We start from the raw sequence: 16,703 nt of genomic DNA, 5'->3' as shown, positions 1-16,703 counted from the left end.
GTCGTCCTTTCGTGGTGGGCCGGGTCACAGCCTGCGGGACCGGCCCGGACACCACGAAGGGCTATTTCATAAGACGGAAAGCGCGCGGGAGATCGCCCGGGCGCTGGTCATCACCAGGGGAGCGAGGGCGTGCGGTGCGACGCTGCCGTACCGCACCACGAGCGACACGGCGGCGGCGACCCGGCCGTGCGCGTCGTGGATCGGCGCGCCGACCGAGAGCGCGTCGAGCGTCACCTGCCGCTCGCTGATGGAGAACCCGTGCGTGCGCACGTCGGCCAGCATGTGCCGCAGCCGATCCGGGTCGGTCACCGTTTCGGCGGTGTACCGCTCGATCGGGCCGCCGAGCACCTCCTCCTGCACCTCGGCGGGAGCGTGGGCGAGCAGGACGAGTCCGACACCCGTCGCGGTCAGGGCGAACCGGCCGCCGACGCGGGTCAGGACCGGCACCGCCCCGGTGCCGGCGATCCGCTCGATGTACACCACCTCGGTGCCCTCGCGGACGGCGAGCTGGACGTTCTCGCGGGTGATCTGCGAGAGGTCCTCCAGGAACGGCAGGGCGAGTTCCCGCAGGCCGAGGCCCCGCGGAGCGAGCGAGCCCAGCTCCCACAGCCGCAGCCCGACGCGGTAGACGCCGTCCTCGTCGCGCTCCAGGGCGCCCCACGCGCAGAACTCGCGCAGCAGCCGGTGCGCGGTCGCGGCCGGCAGCCCGGTCCGGCGGGCCACCTCGCTCAGCCGCAGCGCCGGCCGGTCCGGCGAGAACGCCTCGAGCACCCGCAGCGCGCGGCCCAGCACCGGCCCGGTGGCGCCGGGCACGCGACCTCGGTGCGGCACGGCGACCTCCGGCGGGGACGGCTCAGAGGTCCACTATGCCGCGCGCCGCCCGGCGCGCGGCCGTGGCGTCCCGGCGTTCCTCGAATCGGGACGCCTGCGTGTCGAGCCCCTTGAGGAAGGTGGCCAGCTCCTCGCGGGCCGCCTCGCCGACCGGGCCGAGGCCGGTGAGGTCGAAGACCTTCCAGTACCGCAGCAGCGGCTGGACGACGTCGTCGTGGTGGATGCGCAGGTCGTAGATGCCGGCCTTGGCCATCAGCGCCGCCTTGCGCTGGAAGCTCGGGATCACCGCGCCCGGCATGGCGAAGTTCAGCACCTCGTCGGTGATCGCGCGCATCATCGCGTCGGGCGAGATCTCCAGCGACGCCTTGACGAGGTTGCGGTAGAAGACCATGTGCAGGTTCTCGTCCGTGGACACCCGGGCCAGCAGCTTCTCCGCCAAGGGATCCTGGGTGTAGCGGCCGGTGTTGCGGTGCGAGAGCCGGGTGGCCAGCTCCTGGAACGAGACGTACGCGCAGACGTTGAGCAGCGGCTTGTCGCCGGTGTCGTAGCCGGCCTGCATGGTCTCCATCCGCATCCGCTCGAGCTCGACGGGGTCGACGGCGCGGGTGACCAGCAGGTAGTCGCGGATGCAGATGCCGTGGCGGCCCTCTTCGGCCGTCCACCGGTGCACCCACGTGCCCCACGCGCCGTCGCGGCCGAACGCCCGCTCGATCTCGCGGTGGTAGCTGGGCAGGTTGTCCTCGGTGAGCAGGTTGACTTCGAGGGCGGTCCGCGCGATCGGGCTCACCTTCGACTGCTCCGGGTCCCACGCCTCCCCGCCCAGTTCCGCGAAGTCGCGTCCCTGGCTCCAGGGCACGTATTCGTGCGGCATCCACTCCTGGGCGGCGGCGAGGTGGCGGTTGAGGTTCTCTTCGACCGTGCCTTCCAGTTCGTGCAGCAGGCGGGTGGTTTCGGGGACCGGCATGGGCAACGTCCTTCCGTACCTACGCGACCGTAACCTACGGTGCCGTAGGACACGACAACGGACGCGGTTGCCCGGAGGTTCCCCGAAACTCAGCCGGGTACCAGCTCGAAGACGTAATCCTTGAGGATCGGGCCGAAAAAGCTGTGCGAGGTGACCCGCACCACGGCCTGGCCCGGAACGCCGCGAGCCTGCGAGAGGACTTCGCACCGGGCGGCGGGATCGGCGGGAACGACCTTCGTGATCTTCGGCGAAGCACCGGCCGCCACCGGGACGGTGAACGACGGCGCGCCGGCGTCGAAGCCGCCGATAGTCCGGCCGCCGACCACGATGGCGATGGCCAGGGGACCGTTCGTGGGCACGGCCCGGCCGTTGAACTCCTGCCAATAGCGCACGCAGGTGTCGCGCCAGGCGCCCGCGTCGGCCTCGTGCGCCGCCAGCTTGGCCTTGACCTCGGCGAAGCGGCGGGCGTCGACGTGGGGTTCGAGCGCGTCCCAGGCCCGGCGCATCCACGAGACGTAGTGGACGCCCGTCTGGTAGCGGTACACCAGTTCGTCCCAGAAGATCCGCCCGCTGCGCAGCTTCCGGTCCCATGGCACGTGGTGGAACCACATCAGCAGGTTCTCGGGCACGGTCTCGATGTCGCCGTACCGGGCCGCGAGCACCGGGAAGTACTGCGCGGTGAAGCCGCTGCCGGTGGGGGAGCGGTCGTAGCCCAGCCCGGCGCTGTCGGCCTTGTTGTAGTACACCGGGCTCCAGTCGTCCCGTGCCAGCCGCTCGGCGGGGTTGGGGCCGTAGTGGTCGCTGGACCGGAACTGGTGCGCGACGCCGAGCGGGGTCTGGTAGCTCACCAGCGCTTCCCGCGAGCCCATCATCATCGCCACGATCGTCCGGACGGCGAAGTCGCGGTTGCTCCAGGTCAGCCGGACCCAGTCCTCGGCGATGCCGCGCGCGTCCAGGGTCCAGTCCCACGCCAGCCGGCCGAAGGCGTACAGGTTCGCCTGCGCGAAGTGGTGCCCGGTCAGGTTGCCGGCGTTGCCGAAGTTGGCCACGCCGACGATGGCGCTGTCCGGGTGGCCTTGGGCCGTGCCGTCGACCACGTGCCCCACCAGCCGCTTGGCCAGCAGCCGGCCGTCCGCGCCGGTGGCGTACGTGTCGGATTTCAGCACCTCTTCCCAGAGCGGGCCGAGGTAGCACAGCATCGTGTTCTGCCCGGTGTACTCCTGGGTGACCTGCAGTTCGATGGCCTGGTTGGTGTGTTCCATCCGGCCGAACAGCGGGTTGGCGGGTTCCCGCGCCTGGTAGTCGAGCGGGCCGTTCTTGGTCTGCAGGAACACGTTGCCGGCGAACCGGCCGATCGTGCCGTCGGGCTGGGGCTCGTCGTCGATGGGACCGAACTCCAGGTAGGCGCGCTTCAGCCGGTCCGCGTCCACGTCGGCGTTGTAGACGAAGGTGCGCCAGAAGATCCGCATCCCGAGGGGTGCCACCGCCGCCGCCATGCCGTTGGCGCCGTCCCCGTGGTCGTAGCCCAGGTCCTGCGGACCCGGCTGGCCCTCGGAGTTCGCCTTGACGGTGAAGCCCATGAAGTCGGGGATCGCCGCCTGCAGCATCCGGGCGCGGCGGGTCCACCAGTCCCGGAACTTGGCGCTGTAGGGATCCAGTTCCTCCCGGGTGAGGGTGTCGGGCGCGAACCGGGCGTCCGTCGGGGCCGCGTAGTTGATGGACACGGCCAGCCGGATGCCGTACGGGCGCAGCGCGTCCGCCAGCGCGGCTTCCTGCTCGATGGCGGCCGGGGTCAGGTAGAAGCTGTTGGCGTTGACGTTGTTGATCGTGATGCCGTTGATGCCGACCGACGCCATCGCCCGCGCCGCGACCAGGTACCGGTCGAGGATCACCGGCAGGTTCAGCGCGGCGGACGCGCCGGTGGCGGTGAAGTCGAAGATCGCCCCGTTCTCCCCGTCCAGCCCGCCGGTGCCCGTCGCGTTGTTCCCGGCGTAGAGGCGTTCGGTCTCCCAGTAGTTCAGGTACCGGTGGTTGATCCTCGGGACCGACGAGAGGTCGAGGCCGGCCAGGGGGTGCTGGGCTTGCAGGCGCCGCAGGAAGGCGAAGGTCCCGTACAGCGCGGCGAGGTCGGTGTTGCCGGCGATGACGATCGACCGGTGCCCGCCCCGCGACAGCGAGCGGACGAGGTAGCCGTCGGGCCCGAGCGGCGCCAGGTCCCGCGCGGGCACGAGCCGGCGCACCAGGGGCGAGCTGTCCGGGGTGCCCACGACCACCGCGCGGTCGGGAAACCCGCCCCGCACCGGCACGGGCCGCCCCAGCAGCCCGCCGAGGCCGCGGACGAGTTCGTCGCGCGCCGCCTCCAGGGTGCTTTCCACCAGGTGCTCGGCCGAGCCCGGGGCCATGCCCAGGTTCGCCGTGTGGCGGTGGACCTTCGTCCGGCCGGCGTTCTCCACGACGATCGCGCCGAGCGCGGCCCGGTACCGGGCCAGCAGCCCGGGATCGGCGACCGGTTCGTAGCGCAGCCACAGGTCCGAGCCGTCGTAGTCGCCCGGGAAGGCGCTCGAGGGACTCGCGTGCGCTGGAGCGGCACTGAACATCGAAGTGGCCACGACAGCTCCGCTGCCGATCAGGAAGGAACGCCGGCGCAGCCGGCTCTGCTCGTTCTCGTCGCTGAGAGACACCGTGCCCCCATCGTGTTCACGAGTATTTAGTTCGTTTCTCGCACTATTGCGGGCGGGGTGCGCACTGTCAAGAATTGGCGATGTACCAGGAAATTCCCGAAAGTTTCGACGGCCGCCCGGCGTGTCGGGGACTCGTGCTCCGGCGCCGGTGATCGGCCGTGTCAGACTTCGCGGCGATGCTCACCCCAGCCGATCTCGCCGACCTGCTCGACTGCGAGCACCGCAGCATCCTCACCCAGGCGCTGGCCGACGGCCTGCCGGGTGCGCCGCGGCCCGCACCGGCCGAACCGGGCCCGCGTCGCGGGCACGCCACGGCGATGCTCACCCGGTTCCGCGCCGACGGTCGCGAGGTCGCCGAGATCGACGTCGAGGACACCGCCCTCGCCGCGAAGGCGACGGAGGAGGCCCTGCGGTCCGGGGTCCCGGTGATCCACCGGGCCGTCCTCGCCGACGGCGAGTTCTCGGCGCAGGCGGACTTCCTGGTCCAGGACGGCGAAGGCCGCTACGAGGTTCACGACGCCACGCCGGTCCGCCAGGCGACGCCCGCCGCGGTGGTCCGGCTGACGGCGTGCGCCGACGCCGTGCGCCGCGCCGGCGGGCCCGCTGGGCCGCACCTGCACCTGCGGCTGACCGACGGCGGCACCCGGACGCTGCGCGTCGAAGACTTCCGGCCGCTGGTGGACCGGTTGCGGGCCCGGCTGACGGGCCGGCCGCCGCGGCTGCCGGTCCCGCTGTGGGCCGACGAACGCCCGGCCTGCGCCGGGTGCGGCTTCGCGCAGCACTGCGCGTCGGCCCGCGAGGCCGACCGGGACCTCTCGCTGGTGGCCGGGATGCGCGGCGACCAGCGCCGCAAGCTGGTCGCCGCCGGGCTCGGCTCGATCGACGCGCTCGCCGCGGCCGGGCCGGACGACCGGCCGCCGGACCTGTCCGCGACGGCCTTCGCGACCCTGCGCGCCCAGGCCGCGCTGCAGGTGCGGCAGGACGCCACCGGCGAGATCGCCTACGAGATCGTCGACCCCGGCGAGCTGGCCGCGCTGCCGGCCCCGGCCCCGGGTGACGTGTTCGTCGACTTGGCGGGCGATCCGCACGCCCTCGCCGGCGAAGGCCTGGAGTACCTCTTCGGCGCGTTCGGCGACCGGCGGTTCACGCCGTTCTGGGCGCACAGCCGGGCCCAGGAGCGGCGGGCGTTCGAGGAGTTCGTCGACTTCGCCGCGGCGCGCGTCGCCGAGCACCCCGGCTCGCACGTGTACCACTACGCGCCCTACGAGGTCACCGCGATCAAGCGGCTGGCGGCGGTGCACGGCACCCGCGAGGAGACCGTCGACCACCTGCTGCGCAGCGGCGCGGTCGTGGACCTGCACGCGGTCGTGCGCAAGGCGCTGCGGGTGTCGCAGCGGTCGTACTCGATCCGGCACCTCGAGCCGCTCTACCAGCCCGGCGCCCGCGCGAAGACCGCCGTGTCGGACGTCGAGGCGTACGAGGAGTACCTGGCCCTCGCGCAGTCCGGCGAGCCGGAACGCGCCGACGAGGTCCTGCGCCGCATCGGCGAGAACACCGAGGACGACTGCGTCTCCGCGCAGCGGCTGTTCGAGTTCCTGCACCGGGTCCGCGCCGAGGCGGGCATCGAGGCGCCGGAGCCGGCGGAGGAGTCCGCCGAAGACGCGCTGCTGCGCGCGGCCGAGGAGGACGTCGCCGCCGAGCGGCGCGCCGAACGGGCCGCGCAGCTGGCCGCGCTGGTCGACCCGCTGCTCGAAGGGCTGCCGGACGACCCGGGCCACTTCACCGCCGACGAGCGGGCCCGCGCGCTGCTGGCGGCGTCCGTCGGCTACCACCGCCGCGAGACGAACCCGGCGTGGTGGGAGTACTTCCGCCAGCTGGCCGCTCCGCTCGGCGACCTCGAGGTCGACACCGCCTGTGCCGTGCCGGTCTCGCTGGAGGCGGGGGAGTGGGTGCCGCCGTCCGGGCGGGCGCGCACCGCGAAGCGGACGCTGCAGCTGGCGTGCGACCCCGACCGGCCGCACCCGTTCGCCCCCGGCGACGACGTGCGGCTGCGCTACGGCGACACCGCCCGCGACGCGAAGGTCGTCGCCGCGTCGGCGGTGGAGCTGACTCTCGAAGAGAGCTGCCCGCCGGACGCGACCACGAACGACCGGCCGAGCGCGGTGCTGCCGGGCAGCCCGGTGCGCCCGTCGCCCAAGGACGAAGCGGTCGCCGACCTCGCGCGCCTGGTCGTCGACGCGCTCCCGGAGCTGCCGCGGCACCCCGGCGTCGACCTGCTCCGGCGGACCCCGCCGCGGCTGCGGGGCGGCGCGGCGCTGCCGGAGCCGGGGGAGGACCTGGTCGCCACGGTGATCGAGGCGGTCGAGGCGCTCGACGGGTCGGCACTGGCCGTGCAGGGCCCGCCGGGCGCGGGCAAGACCTACCTCGCCGGACGGCTGATCGCCCGGCTCGTGCGGGCGGGACGGACCGTCGCGGTCACCTCGACCAGCCACAAGGCGGTGGAGAACGTGCTGAGCGCGGCCAAGAAGAGCGCGCCGGAGCTGCCGTGCGCCAAGCGGGCGAAGAAGACCCCGGACCCGGCCGCGCCGTGGGACCAGCCGAAGAGCAATCCGGCGCTGGTGAAGTGGCGCGAAGAACACGACGCCGGGCACCTGGTCGGCGGCACGGCGTGGACGTTCGCCAACGCCGCGGTCCGCGAGGAGCCCTTCGACTTGCTGATCATCGACGAGGCCGGCCAATTCGCGCTGGCCGACGCGCTCGCGGTGTCGATGTGCGCTCGCAACGTCCTGTTGCTCGGTGATCCGCAGCAGCTGCCCCAGGTGGTGCAGGGCACGCACCCGGCGGGCGCCGAGGCCTCGGCACTGGGCCACCTGATCGGCGACGCCGACATCATGCCGTCGTCGCTGGGGTACTTCCTGGACGAGACCCGGCGCATGCACCCGGCCGTGTGCGAGCCGGTGTCGGACCTGTCCTACGCCGGACGGCTGCACGCCCACCCCTCCGCCGCCGACCGCGTGCTGGACGGCATCGCCGCGGGGTTGTACCTGACCGAGGTCGACCACCGGGGCAACACGACCCGCTCGGTGGAGGAGGCCGCGGAAGTGGTGCGGATCGTGTCCGAAGTGCACGGTCGCCTGTGGACGGACCACGGCCCGGCGCGGCCGCTGGGCGACCACGACATCCTCGTGGTGGCGCCGTACAACCTGCAGGCGCGCACGGTGACCCGGGCCCTGGAGGAAGCGGGCTTCCCCGGGGTGCGGGTGGGCACGGTCGACCGGTTCCAGGGCCAGGAGGCCCCGGTGGTGGTCACGACGATGACGTCGTCGTCGGCGGTCGACCTGCCGCGCGGCCTCGACTTCCTGCTGTCGCGCAACCGGCTTAACGTGGCGCTGTCGCGGGCGCAGGCGCTGGCGGTCCTGGTGTGTTCACCCCGGCTGGTCGAGGCGGACATCCGGACGGTGGACCAGCTGCGCCTGGTCGCGGGCATGATCGGCCTGATGACCGCGGCGCGGCCGTGGCCGGCCGCTCAGCCGGGCGGCTCGATCTCGCCGGCGTCTTCGTCGACGTCCTGAGAGCCGGGCTGCTTCCGGTCGGCTTCGGGGATCTCGACGTCGAGGTCGAGCTCCGGGGTGCCGGGCGGGGCGGGCGCGTCGGGGGTGAGGGGGCGGTTCTCGGATTCGCTCATCGGAGCCGGTTACCCCGGCGGCCGGTGATCAAGCCTGCGGTCCGGCGTTCCTGGACGAGTCGTTCAAGACGGTCCTGGACGAGTCATTCGAGATGCGGTGAAGGTCCCGGCCGCCCGGTCAGGCCGGGTTGCGGGGTGCGGTCGGGTCCTCGCCCGCGAGCTCGCCCGGCGCCAGGTCGTCCAGGGGCTGCCAGCGGAACACCCCCGCGCCCTGGGCGTAGGCCAGGTGCCCGCCCAGCGCGCCGCCGGCGCTGGTCGCCGCCAGGCCCAGCGCCGCGAGGAGCCGCCCGCTGCCGCCGCGACGGCGGGCCAGGTAGGACGCGCCGAACAGGGCCGTCGCCGCGGCGTTGGCCGCCGCGTGGACCAGGCCGACCCGGCGCTGGCGCACGTCCAGGCCCGTGTAGTCGGCCAGGCCGAGCACGATCGCCGCCGGGGCGGTCAGCAGGCCGGTCGCGATCAGGCGGCGGGCCGTGTCGCGGCCGTCCGGGAGCAGGTCGAACGCCGCCGAGCACAGCCAGGCGCCGATGGGGACCGTCACCGCCAGCGGGTGCAGCGGGTGGCCCAGCCCGTGGCCGCGCAGCTGCCGCGTAACGCGGCGTCCGGCGACACCCTCCAGCGCCCGCTTGAGCCCGGTGGCCGGGCCGTCGAGCGCTTCGGCGTCTTCGGCCTTCCGCAGGACTCGGTGCGCCCAGGCGGGCTTCGACCGGGCGTGACCATCGCGCATCGGATCCATACCGCTGCGGCTACCCGCGCCGCGCGCCGGTCAACCCTCGGCGCGGTGGCGGCGCGAGACCGCCGCGGTGAGCAGGTCGCCCGGCCGGGGCAGCGTGCCGACCAGCCGGGTGAACGCGCTGCGCCGGACCACCTTGCCGGGGTGGCTGCCGTGGACCTGACCCGGTTCGTCCACGTGAGAGTCGACGTTGTCGGTTCCGTTGTCCGGCAGCGTGTTGCGGAAGCTGCGCGAGCCGATCCGGCGCAGTGAGAGCAGCGCGTCGGTCAGGCCGGGGGACAGCCGCTGTCCCAGGAAGAAGCCGGCCGCGGCGCCGCCGACGGGGATTTCGCGACGCGGGTGCGTCGAGGCGAAGACGATCGTGTCGGCGACCGTCTCGGGCGCGTACACCGGCGGCGGGGGCTTCGGCAGCGCGCCGAGCTTGCTACGTGCGTGCTCGAAGAAGGGCGTGTCGATGGCCCCGGGCAGGATCGTGGTGACGGCGATCGGGGCGCCCTCCTGGGCGAGCTCGATGCGCAGGCAGTCGTAGAAGCCGCGAAGGGCGAACTTGCTGGCGGTGTAGGGCGCGTGCAGCGGCACCGCCCGCACGCCCTCGACCGACGCCACGCCGATCACCGACCCGCCGCCCGCCCGGCGCAACGCGGGCAGCACCGCGCGGACGCCGTGGACGTGGCCCAGGAAGTTGACCCGCAGGACGCGGTCGAACTCCTCGTCGGTGATGTCTTCGACGCGGCCGAACACCGACACGCCGGCGAGGTTGACCCAGGTGTCGATCCGGCCGTACTCCGCTTCGGCCGCCCGGACCAGCGCGCGGACGGCGTCCGGCTCGGCGATGTCGGTGGGCACGGCCAGTGCCGTCCCGCCCGCGCCGCGGATCTCTTCGACCAGTGTGTCGAGGGCCCGCGCGGTGCGTCCGGCGCACACGACACGCGCCCCTCGGCGGGCGAAGGCGAGCGCGGTGGCGCGCCCGATCCCGCTCGACGCGCCCATGAGCACGACCACCTGGTCGGACACCGGTCGGGGCATGACGCCTCCTCTGTGTTCGGGGATCCGGAAGCCTTCGGATACCGCTGGTGCGGCCGCACAAACGCCGCGGGATAACCGGCGGCGGCGGGGGTACCCGGGCCGCGTGCCCCTCCCCGCCGGAATCGCCGCCTTCCTCCCCGGGACGGCGGTCGCCGCGGCCGCGGCCGTCCTGTTCGCCGTCGGCTCGGTGCTGCAGCACGAGGCCGCCGCGAGCAGCGCGCACGAGCGGGGAGTCGAACTGCGCGTGCTTGTGACGCGTCCGAAGTGGATGCTCGGACAGGGCGCGACGGTCCTGGGGACGCTGCTGCAGGTGGTGGCGCTGGCCCTGGCGCCGGTCGCGATCGTGCAGCCGGTGCTCGCCGGCGGCCTGGTGGTCGCGCTGGCGATCCGGTCGGTGCGCGACCGGTGCCTGCCGTCCCGCCTCGACGGGATCGGCGCCGTGCTGACCTGCGGCGGCCTGGCCGTGTTCCTGGTGGCGGCCCGTCCCGCCACCGGCACCGGTGACCAGCTGCCACCCTGGTACGCCGTCGTCGCCGCGGTGCTCGTCGCGGTGGGTTTCGTCGCGGTGTGCAGCCGGATCCGGCGCGGGCCGGGCGGCGCGCTGGCGTGCGGCGCGGCGGCCGGCGTCGCCGCGGGCATCGCGGCGGTGCTGATCTCCGCGGCGGTGAAGACGTTCGGCGAGGGCGGGCTGCCGCACACCCTGGGCGGCAGCGCGCTGTGGGCGGCGTTGGTGGTCGCGGTGGTCGCGCAGCTGGGCAGCCAGCAGGCGTACGCGCGGGGCGCGCTGTCGTGGTCGATGCCGGCGCTGGTGCTGCTCGACCCGCTCGCGGCCGTGCCCGCCGCCCGGTTCCTGACGGGGGAACGCCTCGAACCGGGTCACGCGTTCGTGTGGGTCCCGGCCGCGGCGGTGGCCGTGGTGGGGGTGATCCTGCTGGCCCGCACCGGCGAAGGCTGCCGGCGGCCGGTGTTTCGCCGTCGCGTCAGGGGGAAGCCCGGGGAACATGACCGAACCGGAGCAGAGCTATGACCCGCCGCAGGACACCGGCGAACCGGACGCCGTCGAGACCGACCCGGCGGCGCTGAACAGCGCCGAGGACCTCGACGAAGACCGGATCCGCGCCGACCCGCTCGAGGAGGGCATGGATCCCCCGGAGCACTGGTCGGGCGTGACGAAGTACGGCATGACCCCGTGGGAGCAGGCGCACCCGAGGGGCCTGGGCGACCGGATCGGCGAGGAACTCCCGGACCCGGCCACGGAGGTCCCACCGGCGGCCCCCACCGCCCGGACGGACCAGGAAGCGGACGCCGACCCGGACACCGGAGCAACCCCGGATTACCCGATCCAGCTCCAGGCGGTGGAGGGCGACGGACCACCGGCCGACACGGAACCCGACCAGGTGGGCGCGGAGGCGGGCTCGGCGGTGGCCGCCGGGCCGGAGCAGGGCGCGTTGCACGTGGAAGGGGAGCGCGGGGGTCGCTGACGTCCGGGCGGTCCCGGGTGCCGGCGCCGGTTCGGGCGGGGGTCAGGTCAGTGGCGACCGGCCTGGCCGGCTCGCCCGGCCCGGCTTGGCCCGGCTCGGCCTGACCCGGCCCCGCTCGGCTTGGCCCGGCTCGGCTTGGCCCGGCTCGGCTCGGCCCGGCTTGGTCCGGCTCGGCCTGGCCCGGCTCGGCTTGGCCCGGCTCGGCTTGGCCCCGCTCGGCTTGGCCCGGCCCGGCTTGGCCCGGCTCGGCCCGGCTCGGCTCGGCTTGGCCTGGCCTGGCCTGGCGCGACTCGGCCCGGCTTGGCCTGGCCCGGCGCGGCTTGGTCCGGCTTGGCTTGGCCTGGCTTGGCCTGGCCTGGCCTGGCGCGACTCGGCCCGGCTTGGCCTGGCCCGGCGCGGCTTGGTCCGGCTCGGCTTGGCCCGGCCCGGCCCGGCCCGGCCCGGCCCGGCTCGACCCGGCCGGAGCTGGCCGTAGTCGGCAAGGGCGGCGTGGCGATCTCCCTTCGCCGCCGGTGCCGCCGAACGGACGCGCGTGTCCCACACCCAGGCGGGTAACCGAGCACCGGAGGTGGTGTGCGTGCCCAGACTGACCGCACGATCGGCGTGGGCCGGGGTGCTCGCCGGGATCGGCGTGGCCGCGTTCGTCGACGAGACCGTGTTCCACCAGCTGCTGCACTGGCACCACTTCTACGACCGGTCGACCTCCGATGCCGGGCTCGTCTCCGACGGCCTCTTCCACGCCTTCGGCTTCTTCGCCATCGTGTTCGGCCTGGTCCTCGTCGCCGACCTGCGCCGCGGGGACCGGCTCGACGGCCGCGCCCTCGCCGGTGGCGTCCTCACCGGCGCCGGGGCCTTCCAGCTCTACGACGGCACGATCCAGCACAAGCTGCTCGGCCTGCACCAGATCCGCTACGCCGTGGACCTCACCCCCTACGACTGGACGTGGAACGTCGTCGCGGTGCTCCTGGTCGTGGCCGGTGTGGTGCTGCTGCGTCGCGCGCGGGCGACCGCGTGAGCCTCCTCCACCCGGGACTGGCCCTGCTCGCGTTCGCGGCCTACGAAGCCGGCGCGTGGCGGCTGCGGCGCCGTGGCGACCGGTGGCCGCCCGTGCGGGACGTCGTGTTCGGGGCCGGCGTCCTCGCGGCGCTGGCGCCGGGCTCGCCGACCTTCACCGGGCACATGCTCCAGCACGTCCTGCTCGGCATGGTGGCGCCCCTCCTGCTCGTGCTCGGCCGCCCGGTGACGCTCCTGCTGCGCGCGGTCCCCGCCGCGGCTCGCCGCCCGCTCAAGCGCGTGCTGGGTTCGCGGCCCGCCGGGCTGCTGGTCTTCCCGCCGGTCGCGGCCGTCCTGGAGGCGGGGAGCCTGTGGCTGCTCTACCGGACCGGCCTGTTCGCCGCGATCGGCGACGAACCCTGGCTGCACGTCCACGTCCTGCTCACCGGGCTGCTGTTCACCACGGCCGTGTGCCGGCTCGACCCGCTGCGCCACCGGGCCGGGTTCGGCGTCCGCGCGGGCGCGCTGATCGGCGCCGCCGCCGCGCACGCCGTGCTGGCCAAGACCCTGTACGTCACCCCGCCGCCGGGCGTGGTGCTCGCCGTCGCCGACCGGCAGGCCGGTGCCCAGCTCATGTACTACGGCGGGGACGTCGTCGAACTCGGCCTCGCGCTCGTCGTCGCGCTGCAGTGGTACGCCGCCCGGGGCCGCGCCGAGGTCCGCGCGCGCCGGCGGAGCAGCCGCCGAACGGGGGTGCCCGGCGGGGCGGGATCCTGATAAGCCTCTGCGCGTGACCATGGACACGATCGACCTGCACAGCATCAACCCGTGGGAGGTGTCCTTCCTGCGCGAGGAGGTCGGCGCCTACTTCGCCCACGGCGTGGAGCTCGCGCCCGGCGCGACCGTCCTCGACGTCGGCGCCAACATCGGCGTCTTCTCCGCGGCCGTGTACGAGCGGCTCGACGGCGACGTGCGGATCTACGCGTTCGAGCCGCTCCCGCCGCTCCACGCGACGCTGGACCGCAACGGCCGCGACTTCTTCGGCGGCCGGCTGACCGCGTTGCCCTACGGGCTGGCGGCCGCGGAGGACGAGCTCGACTTCAGCTACTTCCCGGCGGCGACCATCTTCTCGTCGTCGTGGCGGGACGCCGGGAACGTCGAGGCCGAGCGGCGCCGGGTCACCGCCAGCGTCGTCGAAATGATCCGCCGGGGCGGGCTGGGCGCCGGGCTGCGCCGGGTGCCCGCGCCGATCCTGCGCGGGATCGTCGGGCGCAAGCTGCGGGTGATGCGGGAACTCGAAACCCACCGCGTCCGCGTCCGGCCGCTGTCGGCGGTGCTCGACGAGCAGCGCATCGAGCGCGTCGACCTGCTCAAGGTCGACGTCGAAGGGGCCGAACTCGACGTCCTGCGCGGGCTGGAAGACCGGCACTGGCCGCTGGTCCGGCAGGCCGTCGTCGAGGTCGAAGGGTGGCGGCGGCACCGCGACACCGTCCGCGACGTCTTCGCCGCACGCGGTTTCGCGGTCGAGGCCGCGCAGGACCCCGTCCAGGAAGCCGCCGACATCGGGATGGTCTTCGCGGTTCGCTAGGGGCGGTACTCGAGCCAGTCCAGGTTGATCGCGCCGGTGTCGCCCGTGCCGTAGGAGAGGGTCACCACCGGGTCCCGGCCGGTGAGCGGGACGTCGGCGAAGGTCGTGGTGCCCCAGGCGTCCCAGCTGCCGGACACCTTCGGGAAACCGACCTGCCGCACCGGCTGCCCGTCCACCGACAGGGTCATCGTCCGCGTGTCGTCGTTGGCGTTGGCGTACCGCACGGTGATCGCGGCGCGCTCCGCCGCCGTCGTGGCGCGGTGCACGGTGAACGACGTCGACGCGCCCTGCGCCCACAGGCCGTCGAGGAACGCGCGGCCCGAGTAGCCCGTGTGGTTCACGTTCGCCTTGACACCGCCGGTGTTGCGGGCGTCCTCGGCTTCGAGGTGCGCGGGGTCGGGGCAGCCGCTCAGTGCGCCCGCGCCCGCGGTGTCGGCGCAGCGGTCCCGGTCGTCGGTCACGCCGTCACCGTCCCGGTCGCCCGCGGGCGCGCCGGTGAGCGTGACGTCGATCGTGTGGTCGCCGGTGAGGGTGGCGGGGACGGCGGGCGCCGCGGGCCGGCCGTCGACCAGGAACGACCGGATCGTGCTGCCCGCGCCGTGCAGGGCGATGGTGAGGTTGGCGCCGCGGTAGCGCACGTTCCGGAGGGTGACGTCGCCCCAGCCCGCCGGCAGGTGCGGCGCGACGGACAGCCCGCGGTCGGTGAACGTCAGCCCGAACAGGCCGGTGTGGACCATGTCGAGGAACGCCGTGGCCGACCAGGTCTGGTCGGGTTCGGAACCCCAGTGGAACTTCACGGTGTCGCCCAGCCGCTGCCAGCCGCCGTCGACGACCCCCGTCGTCCCGTTGTGGATCTCCCAGAACCCGCTGTTGCTCCCGGCCAGCTTGGCCAGCCGCGCGGTTTCCGCCGCGAACGCGTTCGTTTCGCCCTGCCCGGCCAGTGCCTTCGCCCACAGGCCCTGCACGAGCGGCCAGACGATGGCGTTGTGCCGCCCCGGCTGCGCGTCGCTGTAGCGCGCCCAGTGCGGGAAGGTGTCGGGCATGCCCCAGGGCAGCTCCCGGGCGCGGCCGATGATCGACCGGGCCTGCGCCGGGTTCGCGATGCCGAAGATCAGGGCGAACGCCAGCCCGGTGCCTTCCTGGAAGGCACCGCGGGAGCCGTCGGCGAGGAGCTGGTAGTCGTACAGGCCGGTGGCGGGGTTCCAGAAGTTCCGGTTGATCGCCGTCCGCAGCGCGGTGGCCTTGTTCCGGTACCCGGTGCTCTCCTGCGCCGGACGGCCCAGCTGCCCGGCCATGTTCGCGGCGTTGACGTACGCGGCGTAGTACAGCTCGTTCGTGCTCAGGTACATCCCGCTCGCGACCCCCGGCCACGGCATGCTGCCGGTGCTGACCGACTCGGTCGCGTCGGCGGGCGGGGCGGGGTAGCCGGCGATGCCGTCGTTGAAGAAGGAAGCGCCGGTGAACAGGCCGTAGGCCGGGTTGTAGCCGGCCGTGGTGGCGTGTTCGCGGATCGTCAGCGTGGCCGCCGCGGTGCGGTAGGCGTCCTGCAGGAACGCCCGGTCGCCGGTGACGAGGAAGTGGTGCCAGGCGGCGGTGACCCACACCACCTGGTCCCACTGCTGGTCGTCCTGCTGCACGCGCAGGCCGCCGCCCGCGTCCTTGTCGACCACGGCCCACAGCGTGTTCCTCGCCAGCGCGGGGTCGAGCAGGCTGGTGGCGTTCCAGCTGTTGATCGACGCGTCGCGCGTCCACGGCTGGGCGTAGCCGCCGCCCGCGCGGACGATGCCGGTCGCCGGGTCGAGCAGGCCGCTGCGGTCGTACCGCGCGTCGTAGGCCATCGTGTTGGTGCGCAACAGGTTCCGCAGTGCGGCGGTGTACGCGGTCCCGAACAGGGCTTGGCTCTCGGCGTCGGCGAATTCGAGCGCGGGCGGCGCCGGGCTCGCCGCGGCCGGAGCGGCGCCGGCGAGCGCGCCCGCCGCCGTCGCCAGGGCCAGGAGCAGGTGACCGATCCGTTGCGGGAAGCCGTTCCTCATGCGCGTACCCCTTCCGGCGACGGCGCCATTGCACCACGGAACCGCGATACCTCTGGCGGATCCGCCCGGATCCTGTCCGGTCCTGTCCATCACGACGGCGGTCCGCCCGGTGACCCGGTGTGATCATGGGCGGGGCGGGTGGAGCAACCAGGTGGCAGGGCCGGGCACCGCCGTTGCATACTGCTGGAATGGCGCGCAGGAACCCGGAAACCGCACGGTGAGTCCCCGAGAGGGGCCCTCGCGCCCGAAATTCGGCCGGATCGACCCGTTCTGCCTGCTGGCGGTGCTGCCGGTGCTGCTGGTCGCCGGGATCCTCGGCGCGCTCGTCCACATCGCACTGGGCATCGGCTGCGCGGTGTTCGCGGGCCTGATCCTGCTGTTCGACTCCTGGGTCAACCGCCCGCGCGCGGTGCCGCCGTCCGAACGGCCGGCCCGGTCCGGCCGCCCGGCGCCCCCGCCACCGGCTCGCGGACCGGCGCGGGCACCGGCACCCGGCCGCGCACCCGCTCGCGCACCCCGTCCGCAGGACGGCCGCGGCCCCGCGCGGACACCGGCTCGCGCTCCGGTCCGGCGGGCCGGCCCGCCGCCCACCGGACGCTGACCTGGCGGCCCATTACCCGAGGCGGCGGGAACTTCTGCTCCGGTGGGCTGAGTTCGGCGGTCCTTCGTCGAGGCGGCTGGACTCTCAGTT

14 protein-coding genes are annotated in these 16,703 nt (G+C 74.1%); 7 read left to right on the top strand and 7 right to left on the bottom strand.

Features of this window, described 5'->3' with window-relative positions:
- Positions 1–66: 66 nt before the first annotated feature.
- The 3 genes from DV20_RS36235 to DV20_RS36225 all read right to left on the bottom strand — a co-directional run bounded on the left by DV20_RS36235 (position 67) and on the right by DV20_RS36225 (position 4,476).
- Positions 67–831, bottom strand: coding sequence for an IclR family transcriptional regulator (locus DV20_RS36235; protein WP_084093838.1), 765 nt, complete (start codon positions 829–831; stop codon positions 67–69).
- Positions 832–853: 22 nt separating this feature from the next.
- Positions 854–1,795: an acyl-ACP desaturase gene (locus DV20_RS36230; protein WP_043787865.1), complete on the bottom strand. Its 942-nt coding sequence runs from the start codon at positions 1,793–1,795 to the stop codon at positions 854–856.
- A gap of 89 nt (positions 1,796–1,884) precedes the next feature.
- Complete coding sequence (locus DV20_RS36225) at positions 1,885–4,476, bottom strand: alpha-glucuronidase family glycosyl hydrolase (RefSeq protein ID WP_043787863.1); 2,592 nt, start codon at positions 4,474–4,476, stop codon at positions 1,885–1,887.
- 176 nt (positions 4,477–4,652) lie between these two features.
- On the opposite strand from DV20_RS36225, the gene DV20_RS36220 reads away from it, so the two are divergent.
- Complete coding sequence (locus DV20_RS36220; RefSeq protein ID WP_043787978.1) at positions 4,653–8,048, top strand: TM0106 family RecB-like putative nuclease; 3,396 nt, start codon at positions 4,653–4,655, stop codon at positions 8,046–8,048.
- Here the strand turns inward: DV20_RS36220 and DV20_RS45685 are convergent.
- From DV20_RS45685 to DV20_RS36210, 3 genes are all read right to left on the bottom strand, one after another.
- Positions 8,003–8,161 (bottom strand): hypothetical protein, encoded by a 159-nt coding sequence (locus DV20_RS45685; RefSeq protein ID WP_160169774.1) that lies wholly within the window; start codon positions 8,159–8,161, stop codon positions 8,003–8,005. The two genes, DV20_RS36220 and DV20_RS45685, sit on opposite strands and share 46 nt — an antisense overlap.
- A gap of 118 nt (positions 8,162–8,279) precedes the next feature.
- On the bottom strand, positions 8,280–8,894 hold the full coding sequence (locus tag DV20_RS36215) for a DUF2231 domain-containing protein (protein WP_051736274.1): 615 nt from the start codon (positions 8,892–8,894) through the stop codon (positions 8,280–8,282).
- A gap of 30 nt (positions 8,895–8,924) precedes the next feature.
- Complete coding sequence (locus DV20_RS36210) at positions 8,925–9,917, bottom strand: SDR family oxidoreductase (protein ID WP_043787862.1); 993 nt, start codon at positions 9,915–9,917, stop codon at positions 8,925–8,927.
- A gap of 103 nt (positions 9,918–10,020) precedes the next feature.
- On the opposite strand from DV20_RS36210, the gene DV20_RS36205 reads away from it, so the two are divergent.
- From DV20_RS36205 to DV20_RS36185, 5 genes are all read left to right on the top strand, one after another.
- Entirely contained in the window at positions 10,021–10,944 is a 924-nt protein-coding gene (locus DV20_RS36205; protein ID WP_235191091.1) for a DMT family transporter, read from the top strand.
- Positions 10,919–11,398, top strand: a complete 480-nt coding sequence (locus DV20_RS36200; protein ID WP_043787861.1) for a hypothetical protein — start codon at positions 10,919–10,921, stop codon at positions 11,396–11,398. The genes DV20_RS36205 and DV20_RS36200 overlap by 26 nt, the downstream gene beginning before the upstream one ends.
- Before the next feature lie 577 nt (positions 11,399–11,975).
- Positions 11,976–12,413 carry a DUF2243 domain-containing protein gene (locus DV20_RS36195; RefSeq protein ID WP_235191090.1) on the top strand — a complete coding sequence of 146 codons (438 nt, stop codon included), beginning with the start codon at positions 11,976–11,978 and terminating at the stop codon, positions 12,411–12,413.
- Positions 12,410–13,168: a cytochrome c oxidase assembly protein gene (locus DV20_RS36190; protein WP_043787859.1), complete on the top strand. Its 759-nt coding sequence runs from the start codon at positions 12,410–12,412 to the stop codon at positions 13,166–13,168. The genes DV20_RS36195 and DV20_RS36190 overlap by 4 nt, the downstream gene beginning before the upstream one ends.
- A gap of 19 nt (positions 13,169–13,187) precedes the next feature.
- Positions 13,188–13,979, top strand: a complete 792-nt coding sequence (locus DV20_RS36185; protein ID WP_235191101.1) for an FkbM family methyltransferase — start codon at positions 13,188–13,190, stop codon at positions 13,977–13,979.
- Here DV20_RS36185 and DV20_RS36180 read toward each other — a convergent pair.
- Positions 13,976–16,012: a glycosyl hydrolase family 65 protein gene (locus DV20_RS36180; RefSeq protein ID WP_043787856.1), complete on the bottom strand. Its 2,037-nt coding sequence runs from the start codon at positions 16,010–16,012 to the stop codon at positions 13,976–13,978. The genes DV20_RS36185 and DV20_RS36180 overlap by 4 nt on opposite strands.
- 217 nt (positions 16,013–16,229) lie before the next feature.
- Here DV20_RS36180 and DV20_RS36175 point away from each other — a divergent pair, with 217 nt between their 5' ends.
- Positions 16,230–16,613: a hypothetical protein gene (locus DV20_RS36175; RefSeq protein ID WP_051736272.1), complete on the top strand. Its 384-nt coding sequence runs from the start codon at positions 16,230–16,232 to the stop codon at positions 16,611–16,613.
- The last annotated feature ends 90 nt before the right edge of the window (positions 16,614–16,703 follow it).

Source organism: Amycolatopsis rifamycinica (genome assembly GCF_000695625.1).
GTDB lineage: Bacteria > Actinomycetota > Actinomycetes > Mycobacteriales > Pseudonocardiaceae > Amycolatopsis > Amycolatopsis rifamycinica.
Note: the sequence above shows the minus strand (reverse complement) of the source record. Positions and strands in the feature narration are given on the sequence as shown.